The sequence below is a fragment of the Mesotoga sp. UBA6090 genome, assembly GCF_002435945.1.
GTDB lineage: Bacteria > Thermotogota > Thermotogae > Petrotogales > Kosmotogaceae > Mesotoga.
Genome location: NZ_DIXC01000047.1, coordinates 16,789 through 37,061, shown reverse-complemented (window position 1 = coordinate 37,061; position 20,273 = coordinate 16,789). Strand labels below are relative to the sequence as shown.

Below are 20,273 nucleotides of genomic sequence, written 5' to 3'. Positions count from 1 at the left end.
CACGTTTCTTTCCTCAGGAGAGAGGGTTACTTCCCGAAGATTGAGTATGTGAAGATAACCGATAGAGTCGGTGACGAGTATCTTCTCGTGGAGGTCGACGAATTCAAGACCGTGGTAGACAGATCTATCTTCACCGATCTTAGAGGCAAGTATTACGAGACTTTTCAGAAGTAGTCGCTCTTGATCCGTGTTAGTATTCTCGGTATGTCGATATCGAGATCTCTGTCGTAGGGTCTTGTTGTCACGGTGAACTCCCTGAGCTTTATGTGAAGGTTCTTTCTTACTCTTATTTCACCCCTGATGAGCAAATAGCAGCCTCTGTAGATTTCCGCGAATACCCTTTTCGATTCCCTTTCTTCGAAACGAATGTCGAAGATTTCTTCGGTTTCGCCCCCGCTCCTGTATACGCATATCCTCACCCTGAAGAATCCACCCCACACAGTCGATTCCGGGTCTGTAATGGCTTGTCCATATATTGTTATCTCGTTGAACGAAAGAGACAGATCAATTCACCTCAGCTAAATGCCTGGAGTTTCGACGGTCTGTACGTGTTATCATTTTCTTGTCATGAGACGGAGGTAGCCATGAGTGAAAAACCACGAGTAGCTTTGATAGCGCACGACAAGAAAAAGATAGATCTAATAATGTTCGTCAGAGAGCACGTCGATGTCTTCAGAAAGTGCGACCTTTTTGCGACCAGCACTACGGGCAATATCCTCAGGGAAAAGGTCAAATTGGAGCTCACTTCATTCAAGTCCGGTCCGCTGGGTGGCGATCTCCAGATAGGCGCTCTCATCGCCAATGATGAGATCGATTTTGTCATCTTTTTAAGAGATCCGCTCACCGCCCAGCCCCATGAGCCCGATGTGAGCGCCCTTCTAAGAGTGTGTGATGTTCATAACAAACCGTTAGCAACTAACCTCGCGACGGCAGAAGCCCTGGTAATGGAGATCAGAAGGTTTCTCAAGCTTTCTGATCTCGGGGAGGAATAATATATTCCCCGGAAATATGGCGTATTCTCCGAATTTATTTTCTATTTGGAGCACGGTTTCCAGCAGTTCCTTTTCTTTTTCGAACAGAGAGAGCTGCCTTTGATTTTTCTTTTCTTTAAGAGCCCAGCATGAGATTCCAATCGCCCTGACGGCCGTTCCGTTCCAGATTGAGCTGATCAGCCACGGGGTAATCTCCGTCATATCTTTGATCGAGGAAATTGTGAAGTTCAGCTTCTTTGAAATGGTTTTGGAACTTCTGTCCGTGTATCTGAAGAAGAAACTGACGCCGGAACCTTCCACTTTGTATCTTCCCATCCTGTAGATTACCCTGGCAGCCAGAAAGTTTGTTACTCTCACTATAAGATCGAAATCGCTTATATCACCCGAGAGCGTCATAGAATGGCCCACGGATTTCGGTCTCTCTTCTTTGAAGAACTCATTCCTGGAGAATCTTTTTTTTGTGAGACTCTGCAGAAAGCCCATGAAGGCATTTCCGAACATTGTGTAAAGATCCATGGGAGACTTCTCCAAACCTTCCAAAAGCTCCCCTGTCATCTTGTATCCCATAGATTCTAGTTTTATCAAGGTGTGCTTCCCGATTCCCGGAACATCCTTAACAGGTATCTCATTCAAGAATTCTCTTTCCATGCCGTCTTTAACCACTACGAATCCGTTTGGCTTGGAGTAATCGCTGGCGATTTTAGATATGATCGGGTTTACCGAGATTCCAACCGAGGCGGTTATTCCGAATCTCTCCTTCAAATCTCTCTTAAAGGAAATGAATCTGTTAATCGATTCCTCCAGTTTAGTGTGAAAGCTGAGATCTATGTAAGCCTCGTCTACACTCGCAACCATAACTCTGGGCGATACAGAGGTCATCATCTTCATTATCTCTTTCGATATATAGCCGTACTTCTTTGACTGCACTCCCACGGCTATAAGATCGGGACACAGCTTCAGGGCTTCAAAAAAGGCCATACCCGACTTCACGCCCAGTCTCTTTGCCTCATAACTCGCCGAAGTCACAACGGAATGCCGCTTTCCAATTCCGGTCACTGCGATCGGTTTGCCTTTCAGAGTCGGATTGGCCGCCTGTTCTATACTTGCAAAAAATGCGTCCATGTCTATGTGAGATACGTAAGGAATTCCTTTCAAGACAATCACCCTCCAAGAAGATAGCTGTACCATTTCTTCGCATCTTCGTCAAATTCAAGATTGTAAGCTCCAAGTGTGGTCATTACTGAGAAATGATAGACTTTCTGGGTCCCCACGGCCTCCACCCAGAAGGAGGTAACGGCATTCACGATTATTTTTATACCATCGTAACTGAACCTTACCGGCACAAAATAATCTTCATGAAAGTATACAAGCACCTTCGTGAGCTTCTTATAGGCTTTCATAAATATCACCACTTAAGTATTAGGTATAAATTATTATAACAGATGAATTTCTAGAAAGGCAAGTGTTTATTCGATTATTTTTCCTGAAGTTCTATCGGGGCTTTACAGCAGGAAGATAGACCCTTTTTTTCTCTGCGGTTGAAGGAAAGGGCCACAGTCTTTTTGCATGCAGAACATACCCATCTGTGTACCGGAAGTCCCTCGTACTCGGCTACGATATCGAATCCCAGTTCTTCGGACAGCTTCTGGAATTCCGGCGAGCTATGCGAGAAATCTCTGTCATTCTTCATTAAGTAGAAGTGAGAAAGCTCGTGAAGCAAGGTTCTCTTGAGAAGCTCCTCGTTACAGGATATCGAAGAAGAGATCTCTATTCTGAGAGGAGTAAGCGTTCCACGGCTTTTCGAGTAGACAAGTCTGCCAAGGACCCTCTTCAGCCTTGAGTTGAAGGAAAAGGGTATATCCGGAAAGACACCGAATGCCCTCAGAGAAAGCTCTCTCGCTCTCGTGGAAAGATCTCTGTCGGCGGAAGTCATCCTATGCACACACTCCTCTCATGGAAGGGATGTCCCGAAGATTCACCGTGAAAATGATTGTTTGCGCCTGAAGCACAGGAGCGGCAAGACCGCTCCTATGTCAGCACTATCATTATCTCACCTGCGTCTATATTGTCACCCTTTTTGACCCTGACTTCGCTTACCGTGCCCGAGTCCTCGGAGAGAATGCTGTTTTCCATCTTCATTGCTTCGAGTATCACAAGCTTCTGACCGGGGGCGACGGAATCTCCTACCGAAACGAGAACCTCGAGTATAGTTCCCGACATTGGCGACAGTATTTTGGCTTCCTCTCCCGGTCCACTGGATTTCTTAACGGGTTCAGCCGGTTTCTGAGCTTCCTTAACTATTTCGGACGGTTTGGGCGAATCCACAGGTTCGACTTTCTGCCTGGGTTCCGCTTTTTTAACTGCTCCGCCCGAGCTTGAATCGGCCTCAAAAGAAAGCTCCTCAATCTCGACGTCGTAATCTTTGCCGTTAACTCTCACTCTGAATCTTCTCAATTCTTGCTCCTCCTCACTTTCCAGTAGACGGTTGGTTCTCGTCGTTTCCAATGTGAGGTCGCCGACACGGTAACCGGGGCGACACTTCTGACTTTGAAGTTGCTGTGACCTATAAAGGCAGCTGCTGCAGCGGTTATGGCGGCAATCACTTCGCCCTCGCCGCCTTCTTCCGTCTCAAAGACTCTCGAACTCGCTGCCTGGGCAGATTTCTTACTGACTGCCGTAAGCTTGTTTTCCTCTTCTCTGGAGAAGAGGCGGCCGAGAATCTTGAATATGAAAAAAAGCATCGCCAGCGCCAGGAATACAATCGCAACGCCTATAATAGTGATCTGGATATACTCTTCCATCAAATGCACCTCAAAGTGGTATATTCCCGTGCTTCTTGGTTGGTCTGCCTTCGACTTTCGTATCTAGCGTCTCCAGAGCCTTGATTATCTCTATTCTACTGGCAGCCGGATCTATTATTGATTCTATGTAGCCTCTTCCAGCCGCTACAAATGGATTTGCAAACATGTCTTTGTATTCTGAAATCTTTTCTTGTCTAGTCTTTTCAGGCTGGTCGGAACCGTCAATTTCTCTCTTGAAAATTATGTTTGCCGCGCCTTCGGGGCCCATTACGGCGATCTCGGCTCCCGGCCAGGCGTAAACAATGTCTGCCCCCAGATGTTGACTGCCCATTGCGATATATGCCCCTCCGTAGGCCTTTCTAAGAATCAGTGTTACCTTCGGGACGGAGGCTTCGCTGTAGGCGTACAGGAGTTTTGCACCATGGCGAATTATCCCTCCATGTTCTTGGGAGACTCCCGGGAGGAATCCTGGGGTATCTACAAAGGTGATTATCGGTATATTGAAAGCGTCCAGGAATCTGATAAATCTCGCCGCCTTGTCTGAAGCGTTTATATCGAGAGAACCGGCGAAGACTGAAGGCTGGTTTGCCACTATTCCCACCGATCTTCCGCCTATCTTTGCAAAACCCACGACCATATTCTTCGCATAGTGTTCATGTACCTCGAGGAATCGTCCTCCATCGACTACAAGGGAGATCACTTTTTTCACGTCGTATGACTGCTTTGGATTATCCGGCACAATCCCCCGGAGCGCTTCCTGAGGCTCGCCGCGATCGGCCTCTCTCTTGTTTGGTTCCTCGGCGTTGTTCTGCGGCAGGTATTCGAGAAGCTCCCTGACGAGAAGCATTGCGCTTCTGTCATCCGGGGTGAGGAAGTGGGCATTTCCGCTCTTTGTATTATGCACAAGAGCTCCACCAAGTTCTTCCATCGACGTCTCTTCACCCGTCACGGCCTTTATTACCTGCGGACCTGTTATAAACATCTGTGAGTGCCTGTCGGTCATAACTATAAAGTCGGTTATTGCGGGCGAATAGACGGCTCCGCCTGCGCACGGTCCACAGATAACGGTGATCTGAGGAATCACTCCCGAAGAGAGGGTATTCCTGTGGAAGATTCCGCCGTAGCCGAAAAGAGAGTCAACACCTTCCTGAATCCTGGCTCCGCCCGAATCGTTTATTCCGACGATCGGTATACCTAGTTTCAAAGCCATATCCTGCACTTTCATTATCTTCTTGGCGTGCATCTCACCAAGCGATCCGCCCTGTACTGTGAAATCCTGAGAGAAGACGGCTATCTTTCGCCCGTCGACTGTTCCTATTCCCGTCACGACTCCGTCTGCCGGGAATTCCTTGTCCGCAAGGCCAAAGCTCGTTGCTCTGTGCTTGACAAATCTGTCGAACTCTTCGAAGCTTCCCTCGTCACAGAGAACATCGATTCTCTCTCTGGCAGTTAGCTTTCCTGTTTTGTGCTGCTTCTCGATCTTTTCCTGACCACCACCAAGGATGATCTGTTCGCTCTTTTCAAAAAACTCTTCAAGTCTATCGGCCAATTCATTCGCCCCCCTAGTGGTGTCCTTCGACAAGTTCAGTCAGAACTCCGCCCGTGCTCTTGGGGTGGAGGAAGACTACTTTTGTTCCCCCGGCTCCGGCTTCGGGCTCCGTGGAAAGAGGTTTCAGCCCAAGTGAAACGGCTTCTTCAATCGCGGCTTTGACATTGTCAACGTGGAAAGCGATGTGATGAATGCCTTCTCCCCTGCTTTCCAGGAATCTTGATATCTGGCTGTTTTCCGATATCGATTCAAGAAGCTCAATCCGAGTGTCGCCGACCTTTACGAAGGCAACTTTCAGTCCGCGGTCTTGAAGTTCCTCGATCCCGGTAACTTCCAGTTTAAGAAGGTCTCGGTAGACGGAAAGCCTCTCTTCGATCGATTTTACGGCTATGCCAATATGGTCTATTCTGTCGGATTTCAATTTGATTACCTCCCGATATTCTCAAGAAGATACCTTATTAGTTCTTCAAGTTTATCATTTTCGGCGTAGTGTTCCTTTATAATCTGGTACGCGCTGTTCAAATTATTGTAAAGGTTGCGCTTAGCGCGTTTCGACGCGAGCCTTCCGGAGCTGAAATAGCTGAGAAGTATCTCTTCTATCTCTTCTTGAAGCTCCTTAACGCCACTCCCCTTTATGGAATCTGTCCTCATTACCGGGAATTTCTTCCCAGAAAGTTCCAGGATCGCCCTGGTTCTGGAAGCGAGCTGGTTGGCTCCTGGAAGATCGCTCTTGTTTATCACGAATATGTCTCCGATCTCCATTATTCCAGCCTTCATTGTTTGAACATCGTCTCCAAGTCCGGGCGCCATTACGAGAAGGACGATATCTGCAAGATTAACGATGTCTGTCTCCGATTGGCCCGCCCCGACCGTCTCCACGTAAATCCTGTCGTAGCCGCTCCTGCCAAGAAACTCAACGCTGTTATAAATTGAAGGGCTTAGACCTCCGACGTTTCCCCGGCTGGCCATCGATCTCACGAAGACCCTGGGATCGCCGGTTGCACGTCTCATTCTGATCCTGTCGCCGAGAAAGGCGCCTCCCGTAAAGGGGCTTGAAGGATCGATTGCAACAACGGCCGTCGTCTTTTCCTCCGCACTTATGCAGGCCAGGCGGTCTGTCAAAGACGACTTGCCGGCTCCCGGACTTCCCGTGACACCAATTACGCAGTAATCTCGGGCAGGCAGTCCTCCGATGATCTTCTTTGCTGAATCAGTGTCGTTTTCGATTATGCTCAGCGATCTCGAAATCTTGAGCTGGTCGATCCCGGGTTTCATTGAGTTCATTTCTTAACCGTTTCCTCTATCTTATCTATGATTGATTTCAGTGAGGTTCCCGGTCCGAAAACTTCGAAAATGCCGGCCCTTCTTAACTCATCTGCATCCTCTGCGGGAATTATACCGCCGACAAAGAGAGGCTTGTCGCCAATTCCTGCTTCTTTCATGAGTTGAAGCACTTTGCTGCAAATCTTCATGTGGGCGCCGGATAGTATCGAGAGCCCCACAACGTCAACGTCTTCCTGAAGCGCGGCCTTCACGACCGATTCGGGAGACTGCCTGAGACCTGTGTAGATAACTTCCATTCCGGCATCTCGAAGAGCCATGGCGACGACTTTGGCGCCTCTGTCATGTCCATCGAGTCCGGGCTTTGCCACGAGTACTTTTATCTTCATTATCTCCACCTCTCTCTATAGAATCACTGCTTCGGTGTATTCTCCGAAGACGTCTCTCAGGGCGTTCGCGATTTCACCCAGAGTCGCGTATGCCTTAACGGCCTTCAGTATGAACGGCATAAGGTTTTCGCTTCCCTGAGCGGCCTTCTTCAGGTCCTCAAGTAGCCTCCGGACTTTCTCATTGTCTCTCTTCTTTCTGAGTGTTTCGATCTTCTTCTTCTGTCTATCCTCAATGGCAGGGTCGAGTCTCAGGAGGTCTCTGTCTTGTTCCTGATCGGCGGCAAATTCATTAAGACCGACAATTATCTGGTCCTTGTTTTCAATCGCAACCTGATACTTGTAGGCGCTGTCGAGGATTTCCTTCTGTACAAAGCCTGCTCTCACGGCCTCGACCATTCCTCCCAGGTCGTCTATCTTCTTAATATAATCGAGAGCCTTTTCTTCCATTGTGTTTGTAAGCTCTTCAATGAAGTAAGCGCCGCCCAACGGATCGACTGTGTCCGCTACACCCGTTTCAGAGGCGATTATCTGCTGTGTTCTCAACGCGATGGTGACGGAATCTTCTGTTGGCAGACCGAGCGCCTCGTCGAAGGAATTCGTATGAAGAGACTGTGTGCCTCCGAGAACGGCAGCTAGAGCCTGGAAAGCAACCCTGACAATGTTGTTCATTGGCTGTTGTGCGGTGAGGGTCGATCCTCCAGTCTGAGTGTGGAATCTCAGCATCATTGCCTTTTCGTCTGTTACACCGAACCTCTCTTTCATTATCTTTGCCCACAGTCTTCTCGCAGCCCTGAACTTCGCGATTTCTTCCAGGAAGCCATTATGCGAATTGAAGAAGAAAGATAGTCTCTTGCCGAATACGTTTGGATCGAGGCCTGCATCAATTGCCGCCTGTACATATGCTATCCCGTCGGCGAGAGTGAAGGCGATCTCCTGAACTGAATTCGCTCCGGCCTCTCTTATGTGATATCCGCTAATACTTATAGTGTTGAAATCGGGAAGGTTCTTGGAGCAGTATTCGAAGATATCCGTAATTAGCCTCATGGATGAATCGGGGGGGAAGATGTAAGTTCCTCTTGCTATGTATTCCTTCAGTATGTCGTTCTGAATAGTCCCGGTCAGCTTCGAGGCATCTACTCCCTGTTTTTCACCTACGGCTATGTACATCGCAAGGAGAATAGCGGCTGTGGAGTTAATAGTCATGGATGTGCTCACTCTTTCCAGAGGAATTCCTTCGAAGAGAGTCTCCATGTCCTCCAGAGAATCGATCGCTACTCCCACCCTTCCGACTTCGCCTTCCGACATCGGGTCGTCTGAGTCGTAACCGATCTGTGTCGGGAGATCAAAGGCAACGGAAAGTCCTGTCTGGCCCTGAGAGAGGAGGTACATGTATCTGCGGTTAGACTCTTCGGCAGTTCCGAAGCCCGCATACTGTCTCATGGTCCATAGACGGCCCCGGTACATCGTCGGCTGAACACCTCTTGTGAAAGGGTACTCGCCTGGAAAACCGATTCTCTCCTCATATTCGTCCTTTTCAGTCGGCGTGTACAGAATTTCTACCGGCTCATCGAATGATGTCTTGAACTCCTTCTTCCTTTCGGGGAACCTTTTCAGAAGAGGCACCACTTTCTTATTCTTCCATTCCTCTTTCAGTTTCTCCAGTCTCTCGAGATTGCTCACAAAATCTCCTCCATTCATGAGTTCTGTATGATGATTTGAAGATTGACCAATTATCGTCTGCAGTCAGACTTTGCTATTACGATTATAACCGTCCTGAACCTCTTTGTGAGTCCAACTTCCTAACTTCTTGGCCTTAGGCTATAATTGGTGGGGAGGTGTTTTCATGAATCTAGACAGACTGACAGACGTGGTTTTTGTTCCGGGCATGACCGGAAGAGAAGAGATGATAAGGGCCAAGATAATCGAGATGCTTCCCGAAGGTGTTGAGGCCTTTGTAGATGATCTTGGAAATGTTATGGTTGAGGCCGGAAGCGGAGAATCGACAATCGCCTTTGCTGCTCACATGGATGAGATTGGCCTGCTTGTTTCGGGGATTAATTCCGATGGATCTCTCAACTTTAAAAAGGTTGGGGGAATCGCCGACGAGCTTCTCGTTGGCAGACATCTCGACGTCATTACCTCTTCGGGAGAATCAATAGACGGAGTAATTGGGATGACACCTCCACATCTTCGAGAAAAGCCAGATCTTTCGTGGCAAAACCTTGTTATCGACGTTGGGACGTCTTCCAGAGATGAAACCTCCGGAATTGGAATTGACGTACTTGATTACGCAGTGTTCAGAAAACAGATTTCAATACTGAACGACAAATTCGTGGCCGTAAGATCTCTTGACGATAGATCGGGCTGTCTCGCTCTGCTCGATCTTCTCGATATGTTGATCAAGGTCAACCTAAACAGGAGAGTCGTTCTTGCCTGGACGGTGCAGGAAGAGATAGGTTTGATTGGAGCGAGAGCGCTCTCAGAGAAGCTGAAACCGGACCTGTTTTTCCCGGTCGATTCCTTCGCCTGCTGCTCGAGACTGACAGGGGACGTCAAGCCTGGGAACGGGGCCGTATTAAGAATGTCGGACACCTCATCGCTCGGTGATTACGGTCTTGGAAAGCGCCTTATGGAATTTGCAAAAGAGAAGGAAATTCCATTGCAGGTAGGAGTTACGGGTGGCGGCACCGACGGAATTCCTTTCCAGCAGAAGGGAACAAAGATGGTTCCTCTGGCGCTTGCGGTGAAGTATCTTCATTCCGAGACAGAATACATTTCTATGGAAGATTACGACAATCTGTTGAGATTGATGTTTCTTCTTTCAACTGAATTTACGCTCTGATGAACAGTCCAGAGCGAATAAGGAAGTGGCTCGTCTCTTCGGGAGTCCTCAACAGAGTCGGCAAACCGAGCCGATATATCGGCAAGGAACTGAACAGGGTAACGAAGAATCCCGCGGAGAAGTTGAGGATCCTTCTTGCCTTTCCCGATACATATGAAGTCGGCATGTCCCATTTGGGGCTCAAGATACTTTACAAAGAACTAAACTTAGTTGATGGGTTCTACGCTGAAAGAGCGTATCTTCCCTGGAAGGATATGATCGATGAAATGCGCTACGCCGAGATCCCTCTTTTTTCTATGGAGACATACACCCCGGCTATCGACTTCGATATCCTGGGAATAACTCTTCAGTACGAACTTTGCTACAGCAATGTTCTCGCACTTCTCGATCTTGCAGATATTCCCCTTCTCCAGAAAGAGAGAACAACCGAACCCATAGTGCTGGGCGGCGGGCCGTGCTCGACAAATCCCGAGCCTATGGCCGATTACTTCGACGTCTTCGTAATTGGCGATGGAGAGGCAGTTACCCCGATTCTCTGCAACGTGGTGAGGGAAAACATCGACCTTCTGAAATCCGGGAGAAGAAGCGAGCTACTCCAGTTGCTTTCGCAAGTTCAGGGAGTCTACGTGCCTTCAATCGGGAAGAAGGAGACAGTCAAGGCTGTAATCGGAGATCTTTCAGCCTACGAGATTGACAGAAATCCTCTCGTTCCATACATGCGAACTGTCCACGACAGGGCGGTGTTTGAGGTAATGCGCGGCTGCAATCGCGGATGCAGATTCTGCCAGGCGGGGATGATCTACAGGCCTGTCAGGGAGCGAGGAGTGGAGGAAATAAGCCGGTCTGTGCGGAAGGTTCTTGAGAAGACGGGGTATGAAGAAATCTCCTTTCTCTCGCTGTCGACTATGGATCACTCTTCCATAGATCTCCTAACTGAAGAGATCCTACCTTTGCTCCAACCCCAAAGGGTCGCCCTCTCTCTGCCGAGCACGCGCATAGACTCTTTCGGAGTGGAGATCGCTTCCAAGATAGCTTCGATAAGGAAGACAGGTTTGACTTTCGCACCCGAGGCAGGTTCTCAAAGACTGAGAAACGTGATCAACAAGAACGTATCGGAAGACGATCTCATGTCTACCGTTAAGACGGCGAGGAAGAACGGCTGGCAGAGAGTCAAGCTCTACTTCATGATAGGACTTCCGACCGAAAGAGATGAGGATCTTGAAGAGATAGTCAGGTTGGCCAGGCGGGTCAAAGCCGTTGGTTTCAGGGAAGTCTCAGTTTCGGCGGCAATCTTCATTCCAAAAGCCCATACCCCGTTCCTGTTTTCGCCACAGATAGGCGAAGTCGAAGCGGCAAGAAGACTAGGCATTCTGAAGAGGCTTTCTGGAAGAGGGATCCAGCTTAGCAGTCACGATCCATCTAGCAGTACGATCGAAGGTGTTCTCAGCAGAGGGAACAGAGAGGTCGGCAAAGCGATATTGAAGGCCTATAGATTGGGCGCAATCTTCGACGAATGGAACGAGGAGTTTGACGCCGCAATATGGCACGAAGCCTTTCGGGCTGCGGGAATCGATGTAGATGATTATATGAGAGGCTACGATACACATGAAGAGCTTCCATGGGAACACATCTCTACTGGAATCTCTAAGAGCTTTCTTATTGAAGAATACGAAAAGGCACTAAGGGAGGAGACCACCGGTGACTGCAGATGGGAAGGCTGTACCGGCTGCGCCGTCTGTCAGACTCTAAATGTCTCTAATGTGCTTCGCAAAGTTTGAGGGCGCTCATTTTTGAGGCTTCGGTGATGTCGCCTGCGCCGAGAAAGAGGATGACGGCATCTCTTTTCTTCTCCAGCCATTCGAGTATTTCAGAGTAGTTTACGGCGTGTACCGCCGGAACACCGTAGCTACTCAAACCTTTCAAGACCTCGGTCTCGTCGATTGCATACTGCCCCTTTTCGTAAGCCTCGTAGAGCTTGTATACACAGACCTCGGTCGCATCCTTAAGAGACATCGCGAAGCGGCCATTTTCCCTGACCAATCTCGAATACCTGTGCGGCTGAAAGACCACCACAACGTTCTTCCCCGGGAAGAATTCGCGAGCGCCTCGAATGGTACAGCTTATTTCGTCCGGAGTATGAGCGTAGTCATCAAAGAAAAAGAGGTTTCTGAAATCATCGATGCCTCTGAAAGTGAATCTTCTGTCAACCGACCTATACGACTCTAAGGAGTTTCTTATCGATTCAATAGAGACTCCCATTTCATGAGTAAGAGCAACGGCTGCAGTAGCGTTGTAAGCGTTGAACTCCCCCGGGATCATGAGCTTGAAGACACCGAGATCGGTATCTCCTTTCCAGCATCTGAAGGTCTGATTCATAATTCCCGTCGCTCTGTCGGAGAACCGGTAATCACCTCTGTCTCTTCCAAAGGTGAGAGTACCCTTGAAAATCTTTTCTGAAACAGCATCATCGGCATTCGTAACCAACATCTTTCCGACGCCTCTGGCGAAGTACTTGAAGTGATTCTTGAGATTATTGAATGAGTTATCGTAGTGTTCGAGGTGATCGCCCCGTACGTTGGTGATTATCGCATAGTCGGGCTTAAATGAAGCAAAGAAACCATCGCTCTCATCTAGCTCACTTACGATAAGGCCTTCGCCCTTTCTATAGTTTCCGTCGCTCAAGAGAGGATTTATTCCACCAAGCAAAACTGTAGGATCTCTTCCGGAGTCGACAAGAATTTTCGAAATCATAGCTGTAGTGGTTGTCTTCCCATCGGTTCCGGTCACACAGAGAGAAGTGTTTCTCGAAAGAAGGTTCTTGAGCAGTTCCATTCTGTATATTGTAGGTACACCTTCCGAAAGAGCCCTAACAAGCTCCGGGTTTCCCTGTTTAATGGCAGTAGTTCTCACCACCACGTCGGGTTTTTCGAAGTTATCATAAGAATGGCCAATAAAGATATTTATGCCCTTTGCTCGAAGGTAGTCTACCCTTTCGTTTTCCTCGTAATTCGATCCGTAAACCTGGTTACCCTCAGATGCTAAGTGCATTGCCAGACCGCTCATACCAATTCCGCCAATGCCAATAAAGTGATATTTCAAATCGATTCCTCCCGGAGTATATTATCCAAAATAATCTCAACTGGTCTTCTTGGAGGTTTGTAACAGGTCTCTCTTTGCAACATTTCTCTTATTGCAATGCTCAAAGCTTTGGAGGTCAAATTCTCTTCCAGTATAACATAACCCAACCCAACTCTTTCCAGCGAGCGAGCGTTATGAAATTGGTGATTTTCCGCCGCGCCGGGCCACGGTATTATTATACCCTTTCTTCCAAAATACTGTAGCTCTGCGATAGTAGTTGCTCCTCCTCTTGACACGACAAGATCGGCACAGGCTATTGCGTCTGTGAGGTCCTCTATATAAGAAAAAGAGCGAACAAATGAGAATCGATCAAGAGAGAGGGCCCAGTTATCGTCACCTGTAGAATGGAGGAAAGTTAACCTGTCACGGCTCATTTCAAGTTCGCTGTAGAACCTTTCTAGAGCGCTATTTATCACTTCCGATCCAAGACTTCCACCCAGCACGACAATGAAAGGACTTTCCTCTGCGAGGTTAAATCTTTTCATTACTTCGCTCTTCGTTGATTTTGCCTCTCTCACCGGGTTACCCGAGAAGATGATCCTTTCTGCCGGGATTTCGAGGTTACTACGGCTCTCCTCGAATGATATGAAGAAGAGCCTTGCATGCCTCGCAAGACTCTTGTTTGCTATTCCCACTACTGAGTTCTGTTCGTGAATGTACACCGGTATCCCTAGTTTATGAGCGGCTTTGACAACGGGATAGGAGACGTAGCCTCCCGTCGAAAACAGGAAATCGGGTGAGAATTCGGCCAGGCGTTCCCTTACCGATCTCTCGGTCTTTAAGTGAGAAAAGAGTATCCCCGCATTTGACGGGCTGTAGAGAGGCCTCTTAAGACCCGTCAGCTCCAGAGGGACTCTCTTTGCCTCGGGGAAGTCTTTTCCGAGGCTCCTGTCATCTATCTTTCCAGAGACAGTGAAGTACAGAAGATCGATTTCCCCAAACCTTTTTAGCTCCTGCAGGATCGCAACGGCAGGATAGTAATGACCACCGGTTCCACCTCCACAAAAGGCTACCTTAAGCTTCTGCATTTTCTTTTGCCTTTTCTTCTTCCGATTCGATAAGTATGGAGAAGACCAGGCCGTAGCCGATCATCAAGGACATTATCGAAGAACCGCCGTAGCTTACAAATGGCAGGGTGACACCGGTCGCCGGGAAAAGCCCGAGATTGACCGCTATGTTGATAGTTGCCTGGATCATTATGTAAAGAGCGAATCCGACTATATAGAGTTTGCCTTCGAGAGTGGTCGAGCCCCTCAGACCAGCGTCGATGAGCTCCCTTATGAAGCCCACATATGCAAGCATCAACACAAGCAGGCCAACCAGGCCGAGCTCCTCTCCTATGACAGCAAATATGAAGTCGGAATAACTAACCGGAAGGTAGTACTTGACCAGTCCCATTCCCAGACCCTTACCTGTGAGGCCACCGGAAGAGATGGCCATGAGCGAGTATGAAACCTGTTCATGTTCCTCGCCTGTAAAGGAGGACAAAAAGGAAGTTATTCTCTGAATCTGGTATTCTTCTATGAATCCGCCGCTGTAGAGAACAAGAAGCAGAACAACCACGAAGATCAACGCAAGACCTATATATTGCATCTTGATGCCGCCGATTATCATCATTACAAATGTGATCGCAACCATGATGCCCGTGGTCGAAAGGTCCGGTTCGATGAACACGAGCATTGCAAGTGGAGCAAGAATTCCCAGCGGAATCAGAAAAGTGGTAAGAAAATTCCTCTTCTTAAGTCCTCCGAAGTATTTAGCGAGCACGATCAACAGGGAGATCTTTGCAAACTCCGAAATCTGGAGAGTGAAGCTTCCGATATCTATCCACCTGTGTGAACCACCTCTGTCCGCAAAGAAGAGAACGCTGACAAGCAGTATTAGCGTAAGTGGATAATAGACCGTGAAGGCTCTCTTGAAGTGCCAGGAGCCCTTCATATATATAATCATCAGAGCACCTGCGAGTCCTATAGCAAAGGCAATCAGCTGCCTCTCAAGAAACTCAGAAGCAGTCACTCCGGGATGCCTCGCCTCCATGCTTATTCCGGCGCTGTAAATGAATACTAGTCCAAATATAATGAAGACACTTGAGTACAGCGCCAGCATTAGGTATGTTCTCTTCATGATCACTCCAATGCGTTTACTATCTCTCTGAAATGATTTCCTCTCTCTCCGTAGTTCCTGTAAAGATCGAAGCTCGACCCTCCCGGGCTCAGAACTACGCAGTCGCCGTCTTGGGCGAGCCTCTTGCTTAAGGACACTGCGTCTGCCATATTCCCTGCATTAGAAAAGCGTATTCCCCTCATCTGAAGTTTAGCAGATAAAGTCTTCATTGATGTTCCCATCATGACAAGGTGTTTCAGTTGACCTAGCTGTTCGATCAACTCGACGTATGTCTCATCCTTCTCCTGGCCTCCGAGAATCAGAATTGTCTTCGACGGTTCGAAATTTCTAAGAGCGGCGCTGACTGCGTGGGCGTTGGTCGCCTTCGAATCGTCGTAGTACTTCACTCCTTCAAGCTCTCTTACTAGCTGCAGCCTGTGGGAGAGAAAAGAGTAGCTTCTCAGCTCTTGGAAGACATCTTCGGCCGAAAGGCCGATGAGTTGTGAGATCATCAGAACTACCAGTGTATTCTCGAAGTTATGTAGACCGGCGTATGGGAGATCTGCCGTCTTGAACTTTACACCGGAAATTCTCAAGTATTCCCTGTCGAAAGTATAGTCTCCCGTGTCCGACATCGAAAAGAGACGAAGTCTGCAGCCGGCTAGAAACTCTTTATGACTCTCAAGAATCCCCTCTGGCAGAAGAGTCATTCCTTCTGTCATTTTTGCCAGCCGGAGCTTGGATCTGAAGTAGTCGTCGAGGCTCTTATGATAGTCGAGGTGATCTTCTCCCAGATTAATGATCGCAGAGAGATGAAAACGCTTTTGCTCCTCTGCAAACCACCGAAGCTGAAAGGAACTGACTTCGAGGACGTAGTAATCGAAGTCTTCGCCTGCGACACCCGCAAGAGGATCTCCCAGATTTCCTCCCTGAAAGACCTTTCGCCTCTTTCCGGAGATGATGTGGTTCAACATCGTTACGGTTGTCGATTTTCCGTTTGTTCCGGTCACACCTATCACGGTTCCCCTGGGCTTTGACCACAATCTGTCGAGAGAGACTTCAAGCTCGGTCGTAAAGTACTTGCCCGAATCGATTATTCTACTGCCCACTTCGGAAAAAGGCGAAACCCCGGGTGAAACGACGAAAGAATCGCAGCCAAACAGCTTATCGGTATGTCCATTTTCTTCAAATTCTATAGAATGCTCTTTCATGAGCGTCTTTGCTTCTTCTGCTATAGCGCCGCTGTCGGAAACAAACAGAGATAGTGGACTCCTTTCTTCAACGAACGTAGTTAGGAGTTCTTGATTAGATATCCCGAATCCCACGAACCCGATCTTCCCTTTCAGCATCATACGCACCTACCAGGTGAGCAGTCCAAAGACTGCTCCAATGAAAGCGATCAACGAAAATCTGAAGGCGATTTTACTTTCTTTCCAATTTGAAAGTTCAAAGTGATGATGTATGGGAGACATCTTGAACACCCTCTTCCCAAAGGTTTTGAAGGAAAAGACTTGGATGATGACGCTGAACATCTCGACAAGGAACATCATACCGAAGAAGAGGAGATAGCCCTCTCGGCCGTCCACGGAAAACATAACAGCGATCATTCCACCCAGTCCGATCGATCCGGTATCTCCCATAAAAACAGTGGCTGGAAACCAGTTGTGCCATAGAAACCCGGCGAGAGCACCGCAAATTGGTGCGATTATTCCGTTCTGCCAAGCCGGAAGCATAAGCATCGGAGCCAGCGAGAAAATGTACATCGAACCTGCCAGTCCGTCAACTCCATCCGAGAGGTTCACTGCGTTGCTCATTCCAGCAATTATTACTGCCGAGATCGGATAGTAGGCAAAACCGAAGTCGATCTTCCCTATAAGGGGAATCACTATATGAGTGTGCGGATTGACAAGCTGAATGAGAAAGACAATTATCGAGGCAGACAACAACTGCAGCATCAGTTTCTTTCTGCCGCTCAGGCCCGACGCGTTCTTCTTAACGATCTTTGAAATGTCGTCTACAAGTCCTATAATGCCAAAGAGTACGCCGGAGAGTATCACGATCAAGATCTCGACACTGAAGGCAAAGATCAAGGCTACAGCAAGCGCAATCGGAAGAAAAATGATCCCCGCCGCGGTAGGCGTTCCGGTTTTGTAATTGTGGAGATCCGGCCCTTCCTCTCGAATATACTGACCGATCTTCTTTCTTCTCTGATATCTTTTGAAGGGTTCGATGGCAAGTGCGCTCAACAGGAACGCCAGAAGAAAGGAGAGGGCTTCTCTATGCATTTCTAATCAGCTCCAGAAAAGATTCGTAAACTCTCTCAAGAGCGACAGCTCTGGAGGCTTTGAAGAAGACCAGGTCTCCGGGCATTACGTTTCTTTGGAGCCAGGAAGCCACTTCTCCAATTTCGCTGCTGACCAGGGAAGGTTCCATATTCTTTGAAGCAGCTTCAATTGCTTTGTCCTGGTTGAACAGGACCGTTTTGTCGAAACTCTTCAAGAGTTTTCCAAGTTTTACGTGAGTATGCGTCTCCTCTTCCCCCTGCTCAAGTATTGAACCTGCAACTGCGATTTTTCTGGAGTGCTTGAGTTTCTCTATTGATACCATTGCCGATTCCCAGGATTCGAGGCTGCTGTTGTAGAAATCACTTATCAAGGTGATCCCATGGAGGCTTACGACAGCAAATCTGTCCTTGAAGGGCAGTTTGAAGGCATTAAGGAAGATAGAAGGCTCGGGGAGGCCCTCAAACAGTGCCACAAGATAGGCGGCACCGAGATCCATAAGCTGGCCGTAGCTCCAAATGCCTCTTAACCTGGCAAAACGATCGCCTTGACAGTCGAAGTGTAGCATCGTGTCGCACCCGTCGTATGAGAAATCAATTATGGAAAAGTCGGAGTTGTCTCTTCCAAAGAGGCGTGTTTCCACCGACAGGGCGGCAGCAAACTCTCTAAGCCTTTCATCACACCCTCCCAGTATTGCCTTGGTAAGCCTGCTCGAGTCGAATATCGAGAGCTTCTCCAGCAGCAGTTCTTTCGGGTGCTTGAAGTTCCCTACATGAGCTGTCCCAACGTTTAGAAGTACGCAGAGATCGGGCTCCACCAGATCGACAAGTCTCTTTATATCCCCCTTTGCACTTGTTCCAAATTCGAAGACTCCGTAGTGAGATGAGAGAAGCTCCCTCCTGTTTTCGAGCAGCGACAAAGGCAGACCTATTTCAGTGTTCAAATTGCCGGCCGTTTTGAAGGTCTTTCCAAGTCTCGAAAGAAGGTACGACGTTATCTCCTTCGTTGTGGTTTTCCCGTTAGAACCCGTTATTCCGATCCTGCTCTTGAGGTTTGAACGAAACAGAATTGCTCTTGCCGCTTCCATCAACAGTTCTTTCGTATCGTCAACCGTTATTACTCTACTGTTCGCAGATGATCTGTTCGAAAAAACCAGAGAAGCTCCTGCCGAGAGGGCTTCGTCAACGAAGTCGTTGCCGTCGACCCGTTCGCCCTCCAGTCCCACAAAGACATCACCGTCCGACACTCTTCTTGAATCTAATGCTATCCGCCGTTCTTCCGTTTGAATCAAAAATTCTTCAACCGCCGATTTCGATGTCACTTCTTGATGTGCCTCCGGAACTTGCTCTCCAGTATGTCCTTCACTACAAGTTTATCGTTGAAGGGAATCTTTCTGTCGCGTAGAATCTGAAAGTCTTCATGGCCGCGTCCGGCTATCAAAACCATATCCTGGCGGTTCGCCAGCGTAAGCGCAACCGATATTGCCTCCCGTCTGTCGGGAATGACCAGATACGGCTTGAACTTGTCCACGCCGCTTTCAAGATCCTGGAGAATTTCTACAGGGTCATCAAACTTAGGATCGTCGGAAGTGAGAATAACTACGTCACTGAATTTCGAAGAGACCTCTGCCATCAACGGCCGCTTTCCTTTGTCGGCCGAACCACCGGCTCCAAAGACAAGAATCAACCTTCCCGGAGTCAGCCTCCTTGCCGTCTTCAGGAGTTTCTCCATAGCGTCTGGTGTGTGTGCGAAGTCAATTACAACATCGAAGCCGTATTTTGTTGCTTCCTCGACAAACTCGAATCTTCCGGGGACGCCGCCAAATGCGGAGATCGCTTTGGCTATGTGATCGAGGTCGTAATTAAGTGAATTGAGAGCGGCAATGGCGGCCGCAATGTTATAGGCATTGTGTTCCCCGATCAATCTCGAATAGATCCTGTGCGAGGAGCCGTAAGGAGTCTGTATCGTGAAATCCATTCCCGTTCGGGAAATGTCCAGATTCTCGATCCTGTAATCCGATTCATCGCCAAAACCGTACGTAGTGATTCTATTTCTAGCGATGTGAATGTCTGCAATGTTCACTTTGTCCCCATTTACTATGGCGATTCCATTTGACTTCAACAAAGAGAACATCCTCATTTTAGATCTGTAGTAGTCGTCGAAGGTGGGATGAAAATCAAGGTGATCTCTGGTCACGTTGCTGATTATTCCAACATCAAAGCGCATTCCCTCTACCCTGTTCATTGAAAGCGAGTGAGAAGAGACCTCCATAATAAAATACTCGCTCTTCATCTTTGCCGAAAGTTGAAGAAGTTTCGCCAGTTCAACTGGTCCGGGAGTTGTGTTCTTCGGGTTCGAGTAAATACGCTCACCCACAACATTTCTCACCGTGCCTATCAATGATGCCTTTCTCTCAAACGAAGAGAGAACATGGTAGATCAGGGTCGTGATGGTTGTCTTCCCATTTGTGCCTGTTACACCGATAGTGGTTAGCTTTCTGTAAGGATGGCTGTACTCTTCCATGGTAAGCAATGCCTCAACAAAACGAGAACTCTTCACATAAACAACAGGAACACTCACTTCCTCGTCTTCTATCGGCATTTCAGCTATCAAAGCGACTGCACCCTTTCTCTGAAGTTCCCTCGCAATCAGATGTGAATCGAAACTAGTGCCCTTGATGCATATGAAGAGGTTTTTCTCTCTAAGAACCCTTGAGTCACTCTCAATATGATCAAATTCCGGATCGATGTTGCCGGGATTCACCACCTGAAGAACACTGTTGCCGAGGAGTTCTATGACCTGAGATAACCTCATTGATCACACCCCTTTCGCTCTTATTGATTGTATCATCGGTCTCTGAAGTTGACAACAGAGGCGGCAAATGGTAACATTTATT

At 48.2% G+C, this 20,273-nt stretch carries 21 protein-coding genes; 3 read left to right on the top strand and 18 right to left on the bottom strand.

Translation table 11 applies throughout. From position 1 onward, the window contains the following. Window positions 1–164: 164 nt before the first annotated feature. Window positions 165–419 (bottom strand): hypothetical protein, encoded by a 255-nt coding sequence (locus B3K42_RS07310; RefSeq protein WP_258367296.1) that lies wholly within the window; start codon window positions 417–419, stop codon window positions 165–167. A 165-nt stretch (window positions 420–584) separates the two neighbouring features. Between B3K42_RS07310 and B3K42_RS07305 the strand changes: the two genes are divergently transcribed. Beyond that, window positions 585–992: a methylglyoxal synthase gene (locus B3K42_RS07305; RefSeq protein ID WP_110990596.1), complete on the top strand. Its 408-nt coding sequence runs from the start codon at window positions 585–587 to the stop codon at window positions 990–992. On the opposite strand, the gene B3K42_RS07300 is transcribed toward B3K42_RS07305, so the two are convergent. From B3K42_RS07300 to B3K42_RS07255, 10 genes are all read right to left on the bottom strand, one after another. Continuing rightward, a complete protein-coding gene (locus B3K42_RS07300; RefSeq protein ID WP_258367302.1) occupies window positions 909–2,156 on the bottom strand; it encodes a DNA polymerase Y family protein in 1,248 nt (415 codons plus the stop codon). The two genes, B3K42_RS07305 and B3K42_RS07300, sit on opposite strands and share 84 nt — an antisense overlap. Then, window positions 2,153–2,392 carry a hypothetical protein gene (locus B3K42_RS07295; RefSeq protein ID WP_258367295.1) on the bottom strand — a complete coding sequence of 80 codons (240 nt, stop codon included), beginning with the start codon at window positions 2,390–2,392 and terminating at the stop codon, window positions 2,153–2,155. The genes B3K42_RS07300 and B3K42_RS07295 overlap by 4 nt, the downstream gene beginning before the upstream one ends. A 74-nt stretch (window positions 2,393–2,466) precedes the next feature. After that, window positions 2,467–2,925, bottom strand: a complete 459-nt coding sequence (locus B3K42_RS07290; RefSeq protein WP_110990594.1) for a SprT-like domain-containing protein — start codon at window positions 2,923–2,925, stop codon at window positions 2,467–2,469. Between the two features lie 95 nt (window positions 2,926–3,020). After that, window positions 3,021–3,446 (bottom strand): biotin/lipoyl-containing protein, encoded by a 426-nt coding sequence (locus B3K42_RS07285; RefSeq protein WP_110990593.1) that lies wholly within the window; start codon window positions 3,444–3,446, stop codon window positions 3,021–3,023. Then, window positions 3,443–3,793 (bottom strand): OadG family protein, encoded by a 351-nt coding sequence (locus tag B3K42_RS07280; RefSeq protein WP_110990592.1) that lies wholly within the window; start codon window positions 3,791–3,793, stop codon window positions 3,443–3,445. Before B3K42_RS07280 ends, B3K42_RS07285 begins: the two co-directional genes overlap by 4 nt. Before the next feature lie 10 nt (window positions 3,794–3,803). After that, window positions 3,804–5,342, bottom strand: a complete 1,539-nt coding sequence (locus B3K42_RS07275) for an acyl-CoA carboxylase subunit beta (RefSeq protein WP_292597977.1) — start codon at window positions 5,340–5,342, stop codon at window positions 3,804–3,806. Between the two features lie 13 nt (window positions 5,343–5,355). Next, window positions 5,356–5,763: a methylmalonyl-CoA epimerase gene (mce, locus tag B3K42_RS07270; RefSeq protein ID WP_292597975.1), complete on the bottom strand. Its 408-nt coding sequence runs from the start codon at window positions 5,761–5,763 to the stop codon at window positions 5,356–5,358. Window positions 5,764–5,768: 5 nt separating this feature from the next. Beyond that, entirely contained in the window at window positions 5,769–6,626 is an 858-nt protein-coding gene (gene meaB, locus B3K42_RS07265; RefSeq protein ID WP_292597973.1) for a methylmalonyl Co-A mutase-associated GTPase MeaB, read from the bottom strand. Next, window positions 6,623–7,012 carry a cobalamin B12-binding domain-containing protein gene (locus B3K42_RS07260; RefSeq protein WP_292597970.1) on the bottom strand — a complete coding sequence of 130 codons (390 nt, stop codon included), beginning with the start codon at window positions 7,010–7,012 and terminating at the stop codon, window positions 6,623–6,625. Before B3K42_RS07260 ends, meaB begins: the two co-directional genes overlap by 4 nt. Window positions 7,013–7,027: 15 nt before the next feature. Next, window positions 7,028–8,710, bottom strand: coding sequence for an acyl-CoA mutase large subunit family protein (locus tag B3K42_RS07255; RefSeq protein WP_414674521.1), 1,683 nt, complete (start codon window positions 8,708–8,710; stop codon window positions 7,028–7,030). 145 nt (window positions 8,711–8,855) lie between these two features. Between B3K42_RS07255 and B3K42_RS07250 the strand changes: the two genes are divergently transcribed. Beyond that, a complete protein-coding gene (locus B3K42_RS07250) occupies window positions 8,856–9,854 on the top strand; it encodes a M42 family metallopeptidase (protein WP_292597964.1) in 999 nt (332 codons plus the stop codon). Continuing rightward, window positions 9,854–11,632, top strand: a complete 1,779-nt coding sequence (locus tag B3K42_RS07245; RefSeq protein WP_292597962.1) for a radical SAM protein — start codon at window positions 9,854–9,856, stop codon at window positions 11,630–11,632. Before B3K42_RS07250 ends, B3K42_RS07245 begins: the two co-directional genes overlap by 1 nt. On the opposite strand, the gene murC is transcribed toward B3K42_RS07245, so the two are convergent. From murC to B3K42_RS07210, 7 genes are read right to left on the bottom strand one after another with little or no spacing between them, the layout of a single operon-like run. Further along, on the bottom strand, window positions 11,610–12,953 hold the full coding sequence (gene murC, locus B3K42_RS07240) for a UDP-N-acetylmuramate--L-alanine ligase (protein WP_292597960.1): 1,344 nt from the start codon (window positions 12,951–12,953) through the stop codon (window positions 11,610–11,612). The two genes, B3K42_RS07245 and murC, sit on opposite strands and share 23 nt — an antisense overlap. Next, window positions 12,950–14,020, bottom strand: coding sequence for a UDP-N-acetylglucosamine--N-acetylmuramyl-(pentapeptide) pyrophosphoryl-undecaprenol N-acetylglucosamine transferase (locus B3K42_RS07235; protein WP_292597958.1), 1,071 nt, complete (start codon window positions 14,018–14,020; stop codon window positions 12,950–12,952). Before B3K42_RS07235 ends, murC begins: the two co-directional genes overlap by 4 nt. Then, on the bottom strand, window positions 14,007–15,116 hold the full coding sequence (locus B3K42_RS07230; protein ID WP_292597955.1) for an FtsW/RodA/SpoVE family cell cycle protein: 1,110 nt from the start codon (window positions 15,114–15,116) through the stop codon (window positions 14,007–14,009). Before B3K42_RS07230 ends, B3K42_RS07235 begins: the two co-directional genes overlap by 14 nt. 2 nt (window positions 15,117–15,118) lie before the next feature. Further along, entirely contained in the window at window positions 15,119–16,444 is a 1,326-nt protein-coding gene (gene murD / locus B3K42_RS07225; RefSeq protein WP_292597952.1) for a UDP-N-acetylmuramoyl-L-alanine--D-glutamate ligase, read from the bottom strand. A gap of 9 nt (window positions 16,445–16,453) precedes the next feature. Further along, entirely contained in the window at window positions 16,454–17,380 is a 927-nt protein-coding gene (locus B3K42_RS07220) for a phospho-N-acetylmuramoyl-pentapeptide-transferase (protein ID WP_292597949.1), read from the bottom strand. Continuing rightward, window positions 17,373–18,698, bottom strand: a complete 1,326-nt coding sequence (locus B3K42_RS07215) for a UDP-N-acetylmuramoyl-tripeptide--D-alanyl-D-alanine ligase (protein ID WP_292597946.1) — start codon at window positions 18,696–18,698, stop codon at window positions 17,373–17,375. Before B3K42_RS07215 ends, B3K42_RS07220 begins: the two co-directional genes overlap by 8 nt. Further along, complete coding sequence (locus B3K42_RS07210; RefSeq protein ID WP_292597943.1) at window positions 18,695–20,191, bottom strand: UDP-N-acetylmuramoyl-L-alanyl-D-glutamate--2,6-diaminopimelate ligase; 1,497 nt, start codon at window positions 20,189–20,191, stop codon at window positions 18,695–18,697. Before B3K42_RS07210 ends, B3K42_RS07215 begins: the two co-directional genes overlap by 4 nt. Window positions 20,192–20,273: the final 82 nt, after the last annotated feature.